This is a genomic window from Pseudomonas xanthosomatis, from assembly GCF_019139835.1.
Taxonomy (GTDB): domain Bacteria; phylum Pseudomonadota; class Gammaproteobacteria; order Pseudomonadales; family Pseudomonadaceae; genus Aquipseudomonas; species Aquipseudomonas fakonensis.
Window position 1 is genome coordinate 1,930,749 of record NZ_CP077075.1, and the last position, 19,041, is coordinate 1,949,789.

Genomic DNA, 19,041 nt, shown 5'->3' on the forward strand with positions numbered 1-19,041 from the left:
TGCAGCATCGCATTTTTTGTACCGGATCGGGCAACTAAGCTGTGCTGCATCTTCCCTCGCCGCAGGATTCACCGATGTCCCTGTTCACGCCTTTACGTAGCCTGCTGCTGGCCTGCGTCACCCTGGCAGGCCCGGCGCTGGCCGCCGAACCCCTGGCCCTCGATGTGTACAACCCAGGCGATGCAGCCATTTTTCCGGTCAGTTCGGTGATCGTCAGCGGCAAGCATGATGCCATCCTGGTCGATGCCCAGTTCGGCAAGGCCCAGGCTGCGCAGGTGGTCGAGCGCGTGCGGGCCTCCGGCAAGCAACTGACCACCATCTACATCAGCCATGGCGACCCGGACTATTACTTTGGCCTCGACACCCTGACCCAGGCGTTTCCCAAGGCCCGGGTGGTGGCCTCGGCCGCCACCGTTGCGCATATCCGCAAGACCATGGACGCCAAGCTTGCCTATTGGGGCCCGCAGATGGGCACCGACAAGCCAGCCAGGCTGGTGCTGCCGCAGGTGCTTGAAGGTAACCGCCTGGAGCTGGAGGGCCAGGCTCTGGAAGTGATCGGCCTGGACGGCCCGCAGCCAGACCGCAGTTTCGTGTGGATTCCGTCGATCAAGGCGGTGGTCGGTGGCGTGGTGGTGTCCGAGCATATCCACGTGTGGATGGCCGACACCCAGGGCGCCAAGTCCCATGCCGACTGGCTGGGCACGCTGGAGCGTATCGAGCGCCTGGCCCCGCGCACGGTGATCCCGGGGCACTACCTGGGTGACAGCAGCCGCTCGTTGCAGGCGGTGCGCTTTACCGCAGGCTACATTCGTGATTTCGACGCCGAAGCCGCCAAGGCCAGCAATGCTGCTGCGCTGGTGCAGGCGATGAAGCAGCGCTACCCCCACCTTGCCGATGAAAGCTCGCTGGAACTGGGAGCCAAGGTCGCCAAGGGCGAGATGAAGTGGTAACCCCTTTAACCTGACTGGAGTGTTTCCCATGAGCAAGATCGCAATCATCGGCGCCACCGGGCGTGCCGGCAGCCAACTGTTGGAAGAGGCCCTGCGCCGTGGCCACAGTGTGGTTGCCATTGCCCGCGACCCTTCGCAACTGCAAGGGCGTGAAGGCGTGACTGTCAAAGCATTGGACGCCAAGGACAGCGCCGCCCTGCAGGCCGCTGTGGCAGGCGTTGATGCAGTGCTGAGCGCTGCGCATTTTTCCACCCTCGCACCGCAGGCGATCATCGAGCCGGTCAAACGCGCCGGGGTGAAACGCCTGCTGGTGGTGGGCGGGGCGGGCAGCCTGCTGTTGCCGTCCGGCCACCGGGTGATCGACAGCCCGGAGTTCCCTGAGGCCTACAAGGCCGAGGCCAGCGCGGGGGTGAAGTTTCTCGATGCGCTGCGCCAGGAGCCGACCCTGGACTGGACCTTCCTGTCCCCCTCGGCGGAGTTCGTTGAAGGTGAGCGCAGCGGGCGCTACGCGTTGGGCAAGGACCACCTGCTGATCGGTGCCGACGGCAAGAGCTGGATCACCTTTGCCGACTATGCCATCGCCATGCTCGACGAGCTGGAAAAGCCGGCGCATTCGCGGGCGCGGTTCACAGTGGGCTACTGAGGCACCAGCAACCCACTGTAGGAACCGGCTTGCCGGCTCCTACAGGGCCTGGGCTTGCAGCCAGTCCAGCAACTCTCCAAGCCCCGCCGGCATGGCCTTGCCCGGGCTCACCAGGTAATAGCCTTTGCCGGTCATCACCTTCAGCCCGAACGGCATGCACAACCGGCCACTGCGCAGGTCATCGCCGATCAGCGCCCAGTCGCCGATGGCCACCCCGGTGCCTTGGGAGGCCATGGCCATGGCCATGTCCAGGGTCTCGAAATGCTGCCTCGGCCCCTGGGGCTCGAAGCCGGCCCCTGCTGCCTGCAACCACAGCCGCCAATCATGCTCGTCGCGGGACGGGTGCAGCAGCATGTGCCGCGCCAGGTCCTGCAACTGCTGCAAGGGCAACCTGTCTGCAAGCAGGGAAGGCGCGCACACCGGGGTCAGTTGCTCGTCGAACAGCTTGCGCACCTGCAAGCCCTGGTTGGGCGCGGCGCCATAAACCACTGCGGCGTCGAAGCCTTCATGGCGAAAATCCACGCCGTGCTGCACCGTGGTGGTCAACTCCACCGGTATATCCGGGCGCAGCGCCTGCCACTCCATCAGCCGCGGCAACAGCCAGCGCATCACGCAGGTGGGGGCCTTGAGCTGCAAGGCAGCGTTGCGCCCGCCCACTTCGCGCACGCCCTGTTCGATCAGGGCGAACACCTGCTGCACCCGCGGCAGCCAATCCTGGCCTTCGCGGGTGAGGGCCAGCCCCCGCGCCTGGCGCAGGAACAGCGGGTAGCCCAGGTGTTCCTCGAGCCCTGCAATCTGTCGGCTGACGGCGCCCTGGGTGATATGCAACTGCTGAGCCGCCCGAGTGAAGTTGCAATGCCGGGCGGTGATCAGGAAGGTGTGCAGGGCGGGCAAGGGCGGCAGGCGGTTCATTGGTGTTCAGCCATGACGTGAAGACATGCCTAGTATGTGTTTTTTTGCATTGTGGCAATAGCGGCCAATTGGTTCCATGAAGCCTGATTTCAACAAGAATCGGGTACTCGATAATGGCAACCTGTGGCGAAGTGCTGGTCAAACTCCTCGAAGGCTATGGCGTGGACCATGTCTTCGGCATTCCTGGCGTGCATACCGTCGAGCTGTATCGGGGCCTGGCGGCTTCGAGCATTCGCCACGTCACGCCGCGTCACGAGCAAGGCGCCGGCTTCATGGCCGACGGCTATTCGCGTACCCGTGGCAAGCCGGGTGTGTGCTTCATCATCACCGGCCCCGGCATGACCAACATCACCACCGCCATGGGCCAGGCCTATGCCGACTCGATACCCATGCTGGTGATCTCCAGCGTGCAGTCGCGCAGCGCGCTTGGCGGCGGGCGCGGCAAGCTGCACGAGCTGCCCAACCAGGCGGGCCTTGTGGCCGGTGTGGCGGCGTTTTCGCAGACGCTGATGAGCGCCGACGACCTGCCCCAGGTACTGGCCCGGGCCTTCGCTGTGTTCGACGGTGCCCGCCCGCGCCCGGTGCATATCGAGATCCCGCTGGATGTGCTGGTGGAGCCTGCCGACCACCTGCTGCCAGGCCGCCCGGTGCGTACCCTGCGTGCAGGGGCTGCGCCTGTTGCGGTGCGGCAGATGGCCGAGCGCCTGGCGGCGGCGCGTCGGCCGTTGATTCTGGCTGGCGGCGGTGCGCTGGCCGCCGGTGAACCGCTGGCCGCCCTGGCCGAGCACCTGCAGGCCCCGGTGGCGCTGACCATCAACGCCAAGGGCCTGCTGCCGGCCAGCCACCCGCTGCAGATCGGCTCCACCCAGACCCTGCCCGCCACCCGCGCACTGGTGGCTGAGGCCGACGTGGTGCTGGCCATTGGCACCGAGCTTGCCGAGACCGACTACGACGTGACCTTCAAGGGCGGTTTCGAAATTCCCGGCAGCTTGCTGCGCATCGACATCGACCCCGACCAGACCGTGCGCAATTATTTGCCAGAACTGGCCTTGGTGGCCGATGCCGAAACGGCGGCTGATGCCTTGCTCAAGGCCTTGCAGGCGCTGCCTGCGCCGGCCCGTGATGCCGGCTGGGGCAGTGCCCGCGCGGCCCGCTTGCGTGCGGACAACGCCGCCACCTGGGATGCACCCACCTTGAGCCAGACCCAGCTGCTGACCAGCATTTTGCAAACGCTGCCAGATGCCATTCTGGTAGGCGACTCGACCCAACCGGTATACACCGGCAACCTGACCCTGGACATGGCCCGCCCGCGCCGCTGGTTCAATGCCTCCACCGGCTACGGCACCCTGGGCTACGCCCTGCCGGCGGCCATGGGCGCCTGGCTGGGCAGCGCCGCTGCTGCGGCCGAGCGTGCGCCGGCGGTGTGCCTGATCGGTGATGGCGGCTTGCAGTTCACCCTGCCGGAGCTGGCCAGTGCGGTGGAGGCGCAGGTGCCGCTGATCGTGCTGCTGTGGAACAACCAGGGCTACGAGGAAATCAAGAAATACATGGTCAACCGGGCCATCGAGCCGGTGGGGGTGGACATCCATACCCCGGACTTCATTGGCGTGGCCCGGGCGCTGGGGGCCGCGGCTGAGGATGTGGGGGATGTGGCGCAGTTGCAGGCGGCGTTGTTGCGTGCGGTGGAGCGGCGGGGGCCGACGTTGATCCAGGTGGATCAGCAGCAGTGGCAAGGCGCAGTGAAAGGGTGATGGCTGCTGGCCCTATCGCCGGCAAGCCGGCTCTCATAGAACAAACGGCAACTCATTGATTTAACACGGTCCCTGTGGGAAGCGGCCTTGCCGGGGCGCCGCTTCCCACAGAGACCGTGGCGCATTTGCGAGACCAGTTCTCTGCGCGACAGCGCAGCCCGAAAGGGCTGGGTGATCTCCTACAGGAAGAGGCGCCAGCCTGTAGCCGGCCAGAGGCTAGTTTGCACTGGCGCGCAACCGCGCCACATCGCGAATCGGCGGTGCGCCGTACAACCGGCTGTACTCGCGGCTGAACTGCGACGGGCTTTCATAGCCCACCCGGTAGGCCGCCACTGCCGCCTCCAGCCCGTCGTTGAGCATCAACCGCCGCGCCTCCTGCAAGCGCAGCTGTTTTTGATACTGCAACGGGCTCATCGAGGTGACCGCCTTGAACCGGTGGTGCAGCGTCGATGTACTCAGGTTCACCTCCCGCGCCAGGTCCTCGATACGCAGCGGCTGCTGGTAATGCCGGTTAAGCCAGGCGATGGCCTGGCACACCCGGTGGGTCTGGCTGTTGGCCAGGGCGATCTCGTACAGGCGGTGGCCCTGGGGCCCGCGCAGCAGGCGGTAGAGGATTTCACGGCGGATCAGTGGGCCGAGCATCGGGATGTCCCGCGGGCTGTCCAGCAAACGTACCAGCCGCAGCAGGGCATCCAGCAGTTGCGGGTCGCTGCGCTCCACATACAGGCCTCGGCCGGAGGGCAGGTTGGGCACCAGCATCGGCCCGCTTTCGGCAATCAACTGGCTGATCTCGGCCGCGTCGAGGTCCAGGCGCAGGCCCAGGCTTGGGTTTTCCGGGCTTGCGTCCAGGCGCACGCCGCTGATCGGCAGGGTTACCGACACCACCATGTAGTGCAGCGGGTCGTAGGCGTATTGCTCGTCACCCAGAAACAGCGCCTTGCTGCCCTGCGCCAGGATGCACAGCGCCGGCTGCGCCAGGGTGGGCACCGAGCGCACGTTCTCGCGGTAGGCCGACAGGTACAGGTCCTGCACCGCCGACATCGGCCCATGGGGGCCACTGGCATGGCGCAGAATCAGCCCGGCCAGTTCCTGGCGCTGAAGTTCGAGCGAGGGTTCAAGAGGCGTGGTCATGGCGGGTTTCCTCGGAAGACCCGGCCAGCATAGGTTTGGGCAATGGCGGGCGCTAGTCGAATGCTGCACCTCGATTGCCTGATCCTGCAATACGGCAGGATCAGGCAATCGGCCGGCAGTAATGGCCTAACGGCCCGCGCGGGCGGGGCCCTAACCTTGGCAACCTGGTTTTCCCGCTCGCACTGCTTCAAGGAGATCGTTCATGACCCAACAGCAACCGGTCACACACCTGGCTTTCATCCGCGCCAGCAACGGTCGTTCGGCAGAACTCGGCATGCGCCTGCGCGACCTGCTCGAGCCATCGTTGCGCACGCCTGGCTGCCTGAGCTTCAGCGTGCAACGCTCGCAGGTCGATGCCGACCTGTGGCTGCTCAGCGGCAGCTGGAGCGACCAGCAGGCGATGAGCGGCTATTTCGCCTCGCCTACCCTGCAGGCCTTTGGCGAACTGGTGCAGGAGCAGTTCGTCAGCAGCCTCGACCTGCACACCTTTGCCTGAGGTGTAGAATGCCGCCCCTCGATCACAAGCGGAGTGCAGCATGGCACGTAGAGAATTCCCCCACTTCGAAGCTGTCTCGGCGATGGTGCCGGTCGAAGGTGGCGGCTACCACGCGGCAATCGCCGTCAAGGCCCTGAACCAGGGCGGCGCACCGCGCTTTCACAAGGTGCTGGATGGCCAGCTGTTCAAGGGCGCGATAGCCGCCGACGAGGCGGCCTGCGCTGAACTCGAACGCCTGCAGGGCGTGAGCGAAGACGGCGAACTGATCTTCTGATCAGGCCTGCGGGCGGCCCATCTTGAACAACTCGCCCAATGCGAAGTAGTCGGCCGGGCCGCCGCCACGCAAGATAGGTTCGGCGGCGGCGGTGTCGTAGATACCGTCCTTGAGCAGGTGTTCGGCGATGTGCACGGCCACCACCTCACCCAGGATCAACCAGCTCGGTACCGGCTCCTGGTCGGCGCGGGTCAGCTGGATGATCTGGCTTACCTTGCATTCGAAACTCACCGGGCTTTCACCCACTCGCGGCACCTTGACCACGTTCGAAGCGGCCGGGGTCAGGCCGCTGAGTGCGAATTCATCCACCTCTGCGGCCACCGGCGCGCAGCTCTGGTTCATCTGCTCGGCCAGCGGGCGGGTGGCCAGGTTCCAGACGAATTCGCCGGTCTGCTCGATGTTGTTCAGGCTGTCTTTGCGCCCGACGCTGCAGAAACCGATGATTGGCGGGATGTAGTTGAAGGCGTTGAAGAAGCTGTACGGCGCCAGGTTCAGGCGGCCGTCGCGGTCGTGGCTGGAGATCCAGCCGATGGGGCGCGGGCCGACGATGGCGTTGAACGGGTCGTGGGGCAGGCCGTGGCCTTTGGCGGGTTCGTAGTAGTACATCTGCGCGAGGCCCGGGGGCCATTCCTTTGCGGGGACGAGGCGCTTAGTGTGCCAAGGCTTTGCCTGGCTGGAAATGATCAAGCCCGGCAAAAGCCGGGCTGGTTGCACGCGTTCAGTGATCAGCTGAAGCGGTGGGCGTTGGTGCGCTCGAAGCCGTTTTCGGCGAAGCGCTGGCCGTTGGTGCGGTCGAAGCCGTCTTCGGCGAAGCGTTGGGCGTTGGTGCGGTCGAAGCCGTCTTCGGCGAAGCGTTGGCCGTTGGTGCGGTCGAAGCCGTCTTCGGCGAAGCGTTGGGCGTTGGTGTGGTCGAAACCGTCTTCGGCGTAGGTGGCCGATTGGCTCTGTACGGCGGCGAAGTTGTGGCCGTTGGTACGGTTGAAACCGTCTTCGGCAAAGGCACCAGTGGCCAGGACGGAGAGGGCGAGAGTGAGGATCAGTTTGTTTTTCATGGTGGTTGCTCCGAGGGTTTCGTTGGGGTTGTTTGTTTCTATGGATTCAATGCTACGCCGATTAATTTGATTAAAAAGCGCAAAAATTAACGCTTAAAAATCGATTTTATCGATGTGTTTGGGCATGGCTTGTCCCTGTTGGAGCCGGCTTGCTCCGGCGTGGTGCTGTTCTGGATCGCCTTCGTGCTGACCCGGCCGTTCGGTGCAACTCTGGGCGATGTGCTGACCAAGACCCACGAGAAGGGCGGGCTGGACTTCGGCACCATCGGCTCCTCGGCGGTGCTCGGCGGGGTGCTGTTGGTGCTGGTGCTTATGGCGACCTACTACCAGCGGCGTGAGCCGGTGCGGGTTACTTCCTGAGTCAGGCGCATTCGGCTCATTTTGTGAGCCGAATAAACCCGCTATTCGGCTCACAGCCACAAAAAAGGGGCGCCCCGCCAAGCGGAGCGCCCCTTTTGCGTCTTGCAGCGCAGCGATCAGTCAGTGGTGATGCGCGAGTGGTGCTTGGTGTCCTTCATGGTCACGTACACCAGCAGCGAGCAGGCGATGCAGGCGGTGACGTACCAGTAGAAGCCGCTTTCCATGCCGGCGCTCTTGAACCACAGGGCCACGTATTCTGCGGTGCCGCCGAAGATCGACACGGTCAGCGCGTACGGCAGGCCCACGCCCAGGGCGCGGATCTCGGTGGGGAACAGCTCGGCTTTCACCACGGCGTTGATCGAGGTGTAGCCGCTGACGATGATCAGCGCCGCCATGATCAGGAAGAACGCACCCCACCAGGTCTGGATGGTATGCAGGGTGCTGAGGATCGGCACGGTGAACAGGGTACCCAGCACGCCGAAGGCGATCAGGATCGGGCGCCGGCCGATCTTGTCGGACAGCCCGCCGATCACCGGCTGCAGGCACATGAACAGGAACAATGTGGCAGCCGAGATGGTGGTCGAGTCACCGATGCTCATGCCCACCGTGTTCACCAGGTACTTCTGCATGTAGGTGGTGTAGGTGTAGAAGGCCAGGGTGCCGCCCATGGTCAGGCCGACCACGGTCAGCAGCTCTTTGGGGTGGCGCATCAGGGTGCGCATCAGGCTTTCTTTGGACTTCTCTTTCTTGGTGAACGAGGCGGTTTCTTCCATGCCACGGCGCAGGTACAGCGCAACCACCGCGCACAGCGCGCCGATCACGAACGGCACACGCCAGCCCCAGGCATACAGCTCTTCGGTGGTCAGGGTGTTCTGCAGGATGATCAGCACCGCCAGAGCGATGAGCTGGCCGGAGATCAGGGTGACGTACTGGAAGCTGGAGAAGAAGCCACGGCGCTCCTTGCTGGCCATCTCGCTGAGATAGGTGGCCGAGGTGCCGTATTCGCCACCCACCGACAGGCCCTGCATCAGGCGGGCGATGACCAGCAGCACCGGCGCGGCGACGCCGATGGTTTCATAACCCGGGGTCAGGGCGATGACCAGCGAGCCTGCGCACATCAGCAGTACCGAGGCCATCAGCGCGGCCTTGCGGCCCTTGCGGTCGGCGTACAGGCCCATCAGCCAGCCACCGATCGGGCGCATGAGGAAGCCCACGGCGAAGATCGCGGCGGTGTTGAGCAGTTGTGCGGTGGTGTCGCCGGCGGGGAAGAAGGCCTTGGCGAAGTACAGGGAGAATGCGGCGTAGACGTACCAGTCGTACCATTCGACCATGTTGCCGATGGAACCACTGAAGATCGACTTGAGGCGGCTGGCGGTGGATTTTTCTGCGGCGGGCGCGGCGGCCGCCCCGGTGGGCAGGGTGCTGGCGTTATCCATCAGGGATACCTTCTCGTTGTTTTTGTGAGGCGCGCGTCGGGCGCGGCTTGAGAAGGGTTTTGCAGAAGCTGTGCCAAATGGGTGCGGGGTGATTCAAATGAGTGCGTGGCCGGCAAGCCGGCCCCTGCCGGGGCCTTGTGTAGCCTGGGTTACGCGTACCCCTGCAGGAGCCGGCTTGCCGGCAATGGGCTGCAAAGCAGCCCCGACAATCCCGGGGGCAATGAGCGAACTTCCGCTCATTCATTCAAATGACTAGGCAAAAATCCGCTCATTCAGCCTTCGAGAAAATCCTCACGCACCAGCCCGTGCCGCTGCATCTTCTCGTTCAGCGTACGCCTTGGCAGTTGCAGGGCCTCCATCACCCCCTTGATCTCGCCCTTGTGTTGACGCAGGGCGGCGCGCAGGCACTGGGCCTCGAACGCCTCCACCTGATCGCTCAAGGATTGCCCTTCGTTGACCGGCGCCAGGTCCGGCGAGCCCAGCCCCAGGGCATGGCGCTCGGCGGCGTTGGCCAGCTCGCGCACGTTGCCCGGCCAGTCATGGGCAAGCAGTTGCGCCAGTTGCGCACCGCTCGGCGCGGGGGCGCTGCGCCCCAGGCGCTCGGCGCAAGCGCGGGCGAAGTGCTCGAACAGCAACGGGATATCCTCGCGGCGCTCGCGCAGCGGTGCCAGGCGCAGTTCGGCGACGTTCAGGCGGTAGGCCAAGTCTTCACGAAAACGCCCGGCGCGGGCTTCTTCGAGCAGGTCGGGCTTGGTCGCGGCGATGATCCGCAAATCCACCTCGATGCTCTGGTTGGCGCCCAGGCGCTCCAGCTTGTGCTCCTGGATCACCCGCAGCAGCTTGGCTTGCTGGGCCAGCGGCATGCTCTCGATCTCGTCGAGGAACAGCGTGCCGCCGTTGGCGTACTCCAGCTTGCCGATGCGCTTGCCCTGGGCGCCGGTGAAGGCGCCGCTCTCGTGACCGAACAGCTCGGCTTCGAACAGCGCTTCGGGAATGGCGGCACAGTTGAGGGCGACGAAGGGCTTGCCGGCGCGCGGGCCGAAATCGTGAAGGCAGCGGGCCACACGCTCCTTGCCGCTGCCGGTTTCGCCGCGTATCAGCACGTTGACCGGCAGGCCGGCAAGGTCCAGCACCTGCCGGCGCAGTTGCTGCAGGCCCTGGGACATGCCGAGCAGGGTGGTTTCGAGCTGGGCCTTCAAGTCGGCCTGCTCGTGCAGGCGGCGGTTTTCCAGCACCAACTGGCGTTTTTCCAGGGCGCGGCCGAGGCTGCTCATCAGGTGCTGCGGGGTGAAGGGTTTTTCGAGGAAGTCATACGCCCCGTTGCGCATGGCTTCCACCGCCATGGGCACGTCGCCGTGGCCGGTCAGCAGAATCACCGGCAGGCCCGGGTCTTGCTGCTGCAGGCGTTCGAGCAGTTGCATGCCCGACAGCCCCGGCATGCGCACATCGCTGAGGATCACCCCGGGGAAGTTGTCCGGCAATTGCGCCAGGCATTCTTCGGCGCGGGCGAACAGCTGCACGCTGAACCCGGACAGGCTCAGCCACTGCTCCACCGCTGCGCGGATACTGGCTTCGTCATCGACGACGATCACTGAATTCAACATACAGGCTCCAGGTCGCGGGGCAGGGTGAGGGTGAAGCGGGCGCCGCCGGGCAGGTTCTCGACCTGCAGCGCGCCGCCGGCATCGGCGATTATGCCGTAGGAGATCGCCAGGCCCAGGCCCAGCCCTTCACCCACAGGTTTGGTGGTGAAGAACGGGTCGAACACCTTGGCAAGGTGGGCGTCGTCGATGCCGCCGCCGGAGTCCAGCACGCTCAGGCGCCAGTGCCCGCCGTCGGCTTCGATGCGGATCTCCAGGCGTTTGTAGCGCTTGTCGGCCATGGCGTCGAGGGCGTTGCGCAACAGGTTGATCAGCACTTGTTCCAGGCGGATGGCATCGCCGCGCACCCAGGCCGGGCGGGCCAGGTACAGGGCCACCTCGACCTCCTCGCTGCGGATGCGCGCCTCCAGCAGGTGCAACGCCTGGTCCACCACGCTGGCCAGGTCCAGGCGCTCGCGTAGCCCGCCGGGGCTGTTGCGCGCGAAGGTCTTGAGGTGGCCGGTGAGCGCGGCCATGCGCGTGAGCATCTGCTCCAGCGGCTCCAGGGCCTGGCGCGCCTGCTCGTGGCGGCCATGGTCGAGCAGCAGGCGCAGGGTTTCCAGCTGCATGCGCTGGGTGGTCAGCGGCTGGTTGATCTCGTGGGCCAGCGCTGCCGACATCTGTCCGAGGGCGGCCAGTTTGGCCGATTGCACCAGGCCTTCCTGGGCGGTGCGCAGCTCGCGGGTGCGCTCCTCGACCTGGCGCTTGAGCTCTTCGCGGCTGCGCTGGCGCAGGCGGGCCAGGCGCAGGCGCTGGCTGACGAACAATACCGCGAACACCAGGCTCAGCCACACCGCAGCGGCGCCCAGCGCTGCATTGCGCCCGTCCTCGGCCACCTGCGGCTTGCGCAGCAGGTGCAAGGTCCAGCCTTCGGCTTCCAGCGGCAGGCTCTCCCACAGGTATTCTGCCGGGCCGTCGGGGGCCTGCACCCGGGTCAGGTGGCTGTTGTCGGCAAAGCGGGTCATCACCTGGCGTTGCAGGGGCACCAGGGGCTGCTTGTCGTACTGGCGGGTTTCGGCAAGCTCGGCGCGGTCGGCGGGGCTCAGCGGTTGCAACTCGCGGTAGCGCCAGCCGTCCTGGTTGGCGATGAAGGTGATGCCGCGGGCATCGCTGACCAGCAGGATATCGCTGCCCTGGCGCCATTCGCGCTCAAGCTCGGGGAACTCCAGCTTGACCACCATGGCGCCGAGAAAGCGCCCGTGCTCGTCGTTCACCGCGCTGGATAAAAAGTAGCCCGGCACGCCGCTGGTCACGCCGACGGCGTAGAAGCGCCCGCTGCCCTGGCTGCGGGTTTGCTTGAAATAGGGCCGGAAGCCGTAGTTGGAACCGACGTAGGTGGTCGGCAGGCGCCAGTTGCTGGCGGCGATGGCAAGGCCGGTGCGGTCGAGCAGCTCCAGGGTGTCGGAGTTGGCCGCGGCGTTGATGCGTTCGAGCTTGCGGTTCAGGGTGTCCTGCACCTGCTCGGTGACCGGGCCGCGCAGGGCTTCGATCAGCTCCGGGTCCAGCGCCAGCACGGCGGGCAGGGCGCGGTAGCGTTCGATCAAGGTGTGCAGGGCGGTGGCGTACAGGCCCAGTTGCTGGTTGGCCCGGCGTGCGTCCAGCTGCATCGATTCGCGCTTGGCCTGGTGCATGGCCCAGCCGGCACTGAGCACGGTACCGACCACGATCAGCAGGATGATCAGGCCCAGGCGCAGGGCGCGCAAGGATGAGGGCATGGGGAGGGATCCGCAGGTTCGGTTTTCAGGCCCGGCCTCTTCGCGGGTAAACCCGCTCCTACAGGAATTTTGCTTGCTGTGGGAGCGGGCTTGCCCGCGAAGAAGCCAACACAGGTGTTACAGGAGTTCGAAGCTCTGCTGCTGCACATCCTGCGAGTCGAGACCGACCTGGATATTGAACTGCCCAGGCTCGGCCACGTGCTGCAGCTGGCTATTGTAGAACTTCAGGTCCTGTTCGCTGATGTCGAAGGTCAAGGTGCGCGCTTCGCCGGCTTTGAGCAGCAGCTTCTGGAAGTTCTTCAGCTCTTTCACCGGGCGGCTCATCGAGGCGCTTTCATCTTGCACGTACAACTGCACCACGGTCTCGCCGTCACGCTTGCCGGTGTTTTTCACCGTTACCTTGGCTTGCAAGGTGCCGCCGCGCTTGAGCTCTTTATGCGAAAGCTTGAGCCCCGACAGTTCGAACTTTGTGTAGCTCAGGCCATAGCCGAACGGGTACAGCGGGCCGTTGGGCTCCTCGAAGTACTGCGAGGTGTAGTTGCCTGGCTTGCCCGGGGTGAACGGGCGGCCGATGCGCATGTGGTTGTAGTACATCGGGATCTGCCCCACCGAACGCGGGAAGGTGATCGCCAGGCGCCCGGACGGGTTGTAGTCGCCGAACAGCACGTCGGCGATGGCGTTGCCGCCCTCGGTGCCGCTGAACCAGGTTTCCAGCAGGGCGTCGGCCTGTTCGCGCTCCCAGCCGATCGACAGCGGGCGGCCGTTCATCAGCACCAGCACCAGCGGCTTGCCGGTGGCTTTCAACGCCTTGATCAGGTCACGCTGCACCGCCGGGACTTCCAGGGTGGTGCGGCTGGAGGACTCGTGGGACATGCCGCGGGATTCGCCGACTACGGCCACCACTACATCGGACTGTTGTGCGGCCTTGACCGCTTCGTCGATCAGCACGCTGGCCGGGCGCGGGTCGTTGATGATCTCGGGGGCGGCGAAGTTGAGGAAGTTCAGGTAGTCGAACATCGCCTTGTCGCCGGTGACGTTCGAACCCTTGGCGTAGAGCACCTTGGCCTTGCCGGCCAGGGCCTGGGCCAGGCCTTCGCGCACGGTCACCGAGTGTTCCGGGCGACCGTCGGCGGCCCAGCTGCCCATCATGTCGATGGGGGCATCGGCCAGCGGGCCGACCAGGGCGATGGTGCCGGCCTTTTTCAGCGGCAGGGTGTCGTTGCGGTTTTCCAGCAGCACCAGGCTGCGGCGCGCCACGTCACGGGCGGCGTCGCGGTGCAGGCGGTCGTTGCCGTAGTAGTCGGCAAGGTCGGTTTCGGCCTTGCCGATGCGCACGTAAGGGTCTTTGAACAGGCCCATGTCGTACTTGGCGCCGAGCACCTCGCGCACTGCCTGGTTCAGTTCGGCCTGGCTCACTTCGCCGGATTCGAGCAACCCCGGCAGTTCTTCGCCGTACAGGGTGTCGTTCATGCTCATGTCGATGCCGGCCTTGATCGCCAGCTTGGCCGCTTCGCGGCCGTCGCGGGCCACGCCGTGGCGGATCAGCTCCTGGATGGCGCCGTGGTCGCTGATGGTCACGCCCTTGAAGCCCCACTCCTTGCGCAGCAGGTCGTTCATCAGCCAGGTGTTGGAGGTGGCCGGCACGCCGTTGATCGAGTTCAGCGCCACCATCACCCCGCCGGCACCGGCGTCGAGCGCGGCGCGATAGGGCGGCAGGTAGTCGTTGTACATCTTCACCGGGCTCATATCGACCGTGTTGTAGTCGCGCCCGCCTTCCACCGCGCCGTACAGGGCGAAGTGCTTGACGATGGCCATGATGCTGTCGGGGTTGGCGGGGCTCGAGCCTTGGAACGAGCGAACCATCACCTGGCCGATCTTCGAGGTCAGGTAGGTGTCTTCGCCGAAGCCTTCGCTGGTGCGGCCCCAGCGTGGGTCGCGGGCGATGTCGACCATCGGCGCGAAGGTCATGTCCAGGGCGTCGGCCGAGGCTTCGATGGCCGAGGTGCGGCCAACCTTGGCGATGGCGTCCATGTCCCAGGTGGCGGCCAGGCCCAGGCTGATGGGGAAGATGGTGCGCTCACCGTGGATGGTGTCGTAGGCGAAGAACATCGGGATCTTCAGGCGGCTGCGCATGGCAGCGTCCTGCATCGGCCGGTTCTCGGGGGCAGTGCGCGAGTTGAAGGTGCCGCCGATGCGCCCGGCGGCGATTTCTTCGCGGATCTTCTCGCGGGGCATCTCGGGGCTGATGCTGATCAGACGCAACTGGCCGATCTTCTCGGCTTCGGTCATCTGCCCGAGCAAGTGGTCGATGAACGCCTGCTTGTCCTGCAGGGGCGGGGCGGTGGGGGCGGCAAGGGCCGCCTGGCTGGCAAGGCCCAAGGCCAGGCCCAGCAAAGACAGTTTCATCGTCGATTCCGTTATAGAGGCCTTGCCGTACCCACGGTGATACGTGCGTGGCCGAAGTTGTTCAGGCGGCTGTTTGTTGTTCAGCGCTCCCCGGCGTCCGTTGTGCGCGGGCGGTGCTGTTTCGAACCTGTGGCAGCCGGCGATTATGCCTTATATATGCGCCCTGATGAGATACACTCTCGCCAGCCCGATGCCGGGATAACAACGATAAGAACGCTCAAGAGACGATGGCATGACCGAATACGAACAGCGCCAGATCGCCGAGGCGATCGCCCGCGCCGAGCGGCGCACCGACGCGGAACTGGTCACGGTGCTGGCCCGCCGCGCCGACGACTACCCCTATTTGCCCCTGCTGTGGGCCGCGCTGCTGGCGTTGGCGATCCCGCTGCTGCTGCACCGCTGGCAGGGCGGCATCGGCCTCAACGGTTTGTTACTGGCGCAGATGCTCACCTTCGTTGCCCTGTGTCTGCTGCTGCGCCACCCGCGGATTGCCGCCTGGCTGGTGCCGGCTATCCTGCGCCGGCGGCGTGCCTCGGGCCTGGCCCGCCAGCAGTTTCTCGAACTCAACCTGCAGCGCACGGCCGGCGCCACTGGCGTGCTGATTTTCGTCAGCGAAGCCGAACGGCATGTGGAAATCCTGGTCGATGAGGGCATAGCCCGGCACCTGCCGCCGCGCGCCCGTGAGCAAATCGTCGCGCGCTTCACCGAGCAGGTGTGTCAGGGCCATACGCTGCAGGGCTTCGTCGAGTGCATCGAGGCCTGCGGCGAGTTGCTCAGCGAGCATGTGCCGCCTACCCATGCGCGCAACGAGCTGCCCAACCGGCTGGTGATCCTCGACTGAGCCGCACCTGTCGCGAAAGCCTTCGCGATGGGCCGGCAGCCACGTAGAATGCGCGGCATTGCGCACCGCGCCCCCCGCATTCCGAGGCACCTGTTCCCCATGTCTTCCGCCATTTCCTCCGTCGCGCCCGATGCGCGTGACCAGTTCCTGAGCCTGCTGGCCGACGCCCTGCGCGACGCCAGCCTGGGCAAGCTGGTGCTGGCCCGCCATGTTGGCAGCGATGCCAGCCTGCAACGGATCATCGCCAAGCCGGTGCAGATCAAGGGCGAGGCCTGCCTGCAACTGGTCTACCGCCACCAGACCCGCGACATCACCCGCAACCTGCCACTGGCAGAAGTCGAGGCGTTCGTGGCGGCGCAACTGCCTGAGCAGTTTCGCAACGCGCACTTGTTCACCGCTGCCGGCGAGGTTCAGTTGGCCTTCAGCAAGAAGGGCAAGCCGATGCTTCAGCGCCACCTGGCGCAACAGGCCCCGCGCGAGGTGGCCGCAGCCGGGCATGACCGCGAGAAGAAGCGCTACCTGGAACTGACCCGGCCGTTTTTGCGTGACCTGGGCGTGACCGATGCGCAAGGCACGCTGATCCCGTCGATGTCGCGCAAGTGGAAGCAGATCAACAAGTTCATCGAGGTTTTCGACCACGCCCTGGCCGGTGCGCCGTTGGCGCCGGAGCAACCGTTGCGGGTGGCCGACTTCGGTTCGGGCAAGGGTTACCTGACCTTCGCCATGCACGATTACCTGCGCAACAGCCTGGGCCGTGAGGCCCAGGTGACTGGCGTTGAGCTGCGCCCGGACATGGTCGAGCTGTGCAACGGCGCCGCTGCGCGCCTGGAGCACCCGGGCCTGGTGTTCGAGTGCGGCGACGTGCGCAGCGTGGTGCCGGAGGCCATCGAGGTGATGATCGCCCTGCATGCCTGCGACGTGGCCACCGACTACGCCATCCACACCGGCATCCGCTGCAACGCGGCGATCATCATGTGCTCGCCATGCTGCCACAAGCAGATCCGCCCGCAACTGCACAGCCCCGGGCTGCTGCAGCCGATGCTGCAGTACGGCCTGCACCTGGGCCAGCAGGCCGAGATGCTCACCGACAGCCTGCGCGCGCTGTACCTGGAGGCCTGCGGTTATGAAACCAAGGTGTTCGAGTTCATCTCGTTGGAGCACACCAACAAGAACAAGATGATCTTGGCGGTGAAGCGGCGGCAGGTGCAGGACAACACTGCGCTGCTGGAAAAGATCGCTGAGCTGAAGGCGTTTTATGGGGTGAAGGAACACTGCCTGGAGACGTTGCTGCGGGATGATGGGTTGATCGCCTGCTGAGGCAAGAGCGTTGACTGTGGGAGAAATCCTGTTTCAGGCAGGACATTTCTGAAGCTGTCGATGCAGCAGAAAATCTAAATCCGGTGAACCTAGTCTGGTTTGGGTAAACGCCTGTCGGTGTTTTTTGGTTGTCGATTGACAACCATTTTCCCATGAGCATACTGGAGCGCATCGGATGGCCCGCCCCACGCATCCCAACAAGGAAGTCGAATACGCCCTGAGGCACGCTGAAGTGCAGGGCTGGAAAGTCATTACAGGGAGAGGCCATTGCTGGGGGCGCATCTATTGCCCCAACAATGATCGTGAATGCCGCTGCGGCGAGTTCTGCATCACCAGTGTGTGGTGCACGCCGCGCAATCCCGGCACGTTCGCCCGCCAATTGCGCCGGGTTGTGGACAACTGCACATCGGGTCGCGATCTCGCCAATCAACCAGCGGAGGAACCGTGATGGAATACGAATTCACCCTCAAGTATCAACTCGCCGACGACGAAGCACCTGAAACTTTGGTGGAGCGCCTGGGCGCTGCAGGTTGTGATGATGCGGTTGTCGGTACCGGCCAGCCAGGCCGCCTGGCGCTGGCCTTTGCCCGGGAGGCCGATAGCGCCCAGGCGGCACTGCAGAGTGCACTGGATGACGTGCGCAAGGTTCTGCCCCTGGCGCAGTTGATCGAGGCTACCCCCGACCTGGTGGGTTTGACCGACGTGGCGCAGCGGGTGGGCGTCACCCGGCAGAACATGCGCAAACTCATGTTGACCCACTACCGCAGTTTTCCCGCGCCAGTGCATGACGGTGGCACGGCGCTCTGGCACCTTGCCGATGTACTGGCCTGGATGCAGGCGCGTGGAGGTTACCCCGTGGAGCAACCGGTACTGGAGCTGGCTTCGGCCGCCATGCGCGTGAATATTCTCAGCGCTTACGAGCGCCTTGCGCAGTAACGCCAACCAACAGCTTCAATGACGCGCCCCAGGCACTTCGATCGCCAGCTGCGCGGTACCCAACGGGTGAGTGCTGGCATCGAAAAAGTGCAGCGCTGTCCCTTCGAGGTCGCCAAACCTGTCAACGAAATGCTGCTTTTGGTTGATCACCGACGCTTCGCTCAATGGCCGGATGGCAATGGCGATGTGTGCAGGGCGCGCCTGACGGATTGCCTCGACCAAGTGCTGGTCGCTGCTATCGAGGTGCTGGCCGAACAGGCACAACCCTTCACGTTCGCGGGCCAGTTCGCCCAGGCACCAGGACAGGTAGTCCGAATGGCGTATGGCGCCCAGCTTTTCGTCGCTGCGGCCTTCGTTGACGAACAGCGGCACCTCGCCTGGAATGTTCACCGCAAAGCCGTCGAACAGCTCGGCAGCATCGGCGCTGCGCTGGCGCGTGGTGCCGTCGGGTAGCTTGAGCAGGTGCAGGCCGCCGTGCAGGTGCAGTACCCGGGTGCCGCTGGTGCGGATGCGGCGAATGTCGAAGAAACCCTGTTCATCGAACTGCTCGGCAAAGCCTTGCGGCGCCTGCTGCACGGCCCAGGGCAGGATCAGGTCGTAGTTGCTGGTATAGACACTGCGGTAGCCGCGCAGGGCCTGGTTGATCGTGGCCAGCGTCGTTGCCGGCATCAGCGCCCAGGGCAGGTGCACGGTACGCACGGCATGGATCAGCGCTTCCTTGATCGAGTAGTAGCGGTTGAGCGGTGCGGTGGAGCTGATCGCCAGGGCGGCGTTGGCCCGAACTGTGTGGTTGAGGGTGCTCAGTACCGGCTCGAACAGTTCGGTGCCAAGCGACTTGAACAGTGCCTGGTCGCTGACGGCCAGGCCCTTCTTGCGCCCGGCGCGTTGGGCCTCTTCATACAGCGAGAAATAGCCGAACGGCTTCCACAGTGCGCGGCTGGCGCCGTTGCCCAGCAACAGGGCGCTGCTTGGGTGGCGCTGGTTGAGGTCGGCCCAGGCGGGCAGGTGGGCGTCGAGGGCAGGCATCGGCAGGTCCGTTGGCATGGCGGAAAACGCGGGGACTTTAGCATGTCATGGGCAGTGTGCGAGGGTATGGGGGCGGCAGATCAATGTAGGGTCAACGGGGTTGTATTGCCTGTACCGGCCTCATCGCCGGCATGCCGGCTCCTTCAGAGTCAGCA

At 65.1% G+C, this 19,041-nt stretch carries 18 protein-coding genes and 1 pseudogene; 10 read left to right on the forward strand and 9 right to left on the reverse strand.

Annotated elements, in window-relative coordinates:
- The first annotated feature begins 74 nt into the window (after window positions 1-74).
- Window positions 75-950, forward strand: coding sequence for an MBL fold metallo-hydrolase (locus KSS93_RS08610; protein WP_217887919.1), 876 nt, complete (start codon window positions 75-77; stop codon window positions 948-950).
- A gap of 28 nt (window positions 951-978) precedes the next feature.
- Complete coding sequence (locus tag KSS93_RS08615; protein ID WP_217887920.1) at window positions 979-1,593, forward strand: NAD(P)-dependent oxidoreductase; 615 nt, start codon at window positions 979-981, stop codon at window positions 1,591-1,593.
- A 39-nt stretch (window positions 1,594-1,632) separates the two neighbouring features.
- On the opposite strand, the gene KSS93_RS08620 is transcribed toward KSS93_RS08615, so the two are convergent.
- Window positions 1,633-2,505 carry a LysR substrate-binding domain-containing protein gene (locus KSS93_RS08620; RefSeq protein ID WP_217887921.1) on the reverse strand — a complete coding sequence of 291 codons (873 nt, stop codon included), beginning with the start codon at window positions 2,503-2,505 and terminating at the stop codon, window positions 1,633-1,635.
- Window positions 2,506-2,618: 113 nt separating this feature from the next.
- Between KSS93_RS08620 and KSS93_RS08625 the strand changes: the two genes are divergently transcribed.
- Window positions 2,619-4,256 (forward strand): 5-guanidino-2-oxopentanoate decarboxylase, encoded by a 1,638-nt coding sequence (locus KSS93_RS08625; RefSeq protein ID WP_217887922.1) that lies wholly within the window; start codon window positions 2,619-2,621, stop codon window positions 4,254-4,256.
- 216 nt (window positions 4,257-4,472) lie between these two features.
- Here KSS93_RS08625 and KSS93_RS08630 read toward each other — a convergent pair whose 3' ends face one another.
- On the reverse strand, window positions 4,473-5,387 hold the full coding sequence (locus KSS93_RS08630; protein WP_217887923.1) for an AraC family transcriptional regulator: 915 nt from the start codon (window positions 5,385-5,387) through the stop codon (window positions 4,473-4,475).
- A 202-nt stretch (window positions 5,388-5,589) separates the two neighbouring features.
- Between KSS93_RS08630 and KSS93_RS08635 the strand changes: the two genes are divergently transcribed.
- Together KSS93_RS08635 and KSS93_RS08640 are read left to right on the forward strand one after the other, a co-directional pair.
- Complete coding sequence (locus KSS93_RS08635) at window positions 5,590-5,883, forward strand: putative quinol monooxygenase (protein ID WP_217842006.1); 294 nt, start codon at window positions 5,590-5,592, stop codon at window positions 5,881-5,883.
- A gap of 40 nt (window positions 5,884-5,923) precedes the next feature.
- Window positions 5,924-6,157, forward strand: coding sequence for a hypothetical protein (locus KSS93_RS08640; protein ID WP_217887924.1), 234 nt, complete (start codon window positions 5,924-5,926; stop codon window positions 6,155-6,157).
- Here KSS93_RS08640 and KSS93_RS08645 read toward each other — a convergent pair whose 3' ends face one another.
- Together KSS93_RS08645 and KSS93_RS08650 are read right to left on the reverse strand one after the other, a co-directional pair.
- Window positions 6,158-6,763 (reverse strand): flavin reductase family protein, encoded by a 606-nt coding sequence (locus KSS93_RS08645; protein ID WP_217887925.1) that lies wholly within the window; start codon window positions 6,761-6,763, stop codon window positions 6,158-6,160.
- Between the two features lie 119 nt (window positions 6,764-6,882).
- Entirely contained in the window at window positions 6,883-7,209 is a 327-nt protein-coding gene (locus tag KSS93_RS08650; protein ID WP_217887926.1) for a hypothetical protein, read from the reverse strand.
- Between the two features lie 153 nt (window positions 7,210-7,362).
- On the opposite strand from KSS93_RS08650, the pseudogene KSS93_RS08655 reads away from it, so the two are divergent.
- A pseudogene (locus KSS93_RS08655) lies at window positions 7,363-7,569 on the forward strand (hypothetical protein); the annotation flags it as partial.
- A gap of 116 nt (window positions 7,570-7,685) precedes the next feature.
- On the opposite strand, the gene KSS93_RS08660 reads toward KSS93_RS08655, so the two are convergent.
- The 4 genes from KSS93_RS08660 to bglX all read right to left on the reverse strand — a co-directional run bounded on the left by KSS93_RS08660 (window position 7,686) and on the right by bglX (window position 14,766).
- Complete coding sequence (locus KSS93_RS08660) at window positions 7,686-9,005, reverse strand: MFS transporter (RefSeq protein ID WP_217887927.1); 1,320 nt, start codon at window positions 9,003-9,005, stop codon at window positions 7,686-7,688.
- Between the two features lie 272 nt (window positions 9,006-9,277).
- Complete coding sequence (locus KSS93_RS08665; RefSeq protein ID WP_217887928.1) at window positions 9,278-10,609, reverse strand: sigma-54-dependent transcriptional regulator; 1,332 nt, start codon at window positions 10,607-10,609, stop codon at window positions 9,278-9,280.
- A complete protein-coding gene (locus KSS93_RS08670) occupies window positions 10,603-12,360 on the reverse strand; it encodes a sensor histidine kinase (protein ID WP_217887929.1) in 1,758 nt (585 codons plus the stop codon). The genes KSS93_RS08665 and KSS93_RS08670 overlap by 7 nt, the downstream gene beginning before the upstream one ends.
- 117 nt (window positions 12,361-12,477) lie before the next feature.
- Window positions 12,478-14,766, reverse strand: a complete 2,289-nt coding sequence (bglX, locus tag KSS93_RS08675) for a beta-glucosidase BglX (RefSeq protein WP_217887930.1) — start codon at window positions 14,764-14,766, stop codon at window positions 12,478-12,480.
- A 232-nt stretch (window positions 14,767-14,998) separates the two neighbouring features.
- Here bglX and KSS93_RS08680 point away from each other — a divergent pair, with 232 nt between their 5' ends.
- The 4 genes from KSS93_RS08680 (at window position 14,999) to KSS93_RS08695 (ending at window position 17,860) form a co-directional block, all read left to right on the forward strand.
- Window positions 14,999-15,607, forward strand: a complete 609-nt coding sequence (locus tag KSS93_RS08680) for a TPM domain-containing protein (protein WP_217887931.1) — start codon at window positions 14,999-15,001, stop codon at window positions 15,605-15,607.
- Window positions 15,608-15,706: 99 nt separating this feature from the next.
- Window positions 15,707-16,924: a class I SAM-dependent methyltransferase gene (locus tag KSS93_RS08685; RefSeq protein WP_217887932.1), complete on the forward strand. Its 1,218-nt coding sequence runs from the start codon at window positions 15,707-15,709 to the stop codon at window positions 16,922-16,924.
- A 175-nt stretch (window positions 16,925-17,099) separates the two neighbouring features.
- Window positions 17,100-17,372: a hypothetical protein gene (locus KSS93_RS08690; protein ID WP_217887933.1), complete on the forward strand. Its 273-nt coding sequence runs from the start codon at window positions 17,100-17,102 to the stop codon at window positions 17,370-17,372.
- The gene (locus KSS93_RS08695; protein WP_217887934.1) at window positions 17,372-17,860 is read left to right on the forward strand and encodes a helix-turn-helix transcriptional regulator; all 489 of its coding nucleotides are present in this window, start codon (window positions 17,372-17,374) and stop codon (window positions 17,858-17,860) included. The genes KSS93_RS08690 and KSS93_RS08695 overlap by 1 nt, the downstream gene beginning before the upstream one ends.
- A gap of 15 nt (window positions 17,861-17,875) precedes the next feature.
- On the opposite strand, the gene KSS93_RS08700 is transcribed toward KSS93_RS08695, so the two are convergent.
- Entirely contained in the window at window positions 17,876-18,886 is a 1,011-nt protein-coding gene (locus tag KSS93_RS08700) for a DUF4917 family protein (RefSeq protein ID WP_217887935.1), read from the reverse strand.
- Window positions 18,887-19,041: the final 155 nt, after the last annotated feature.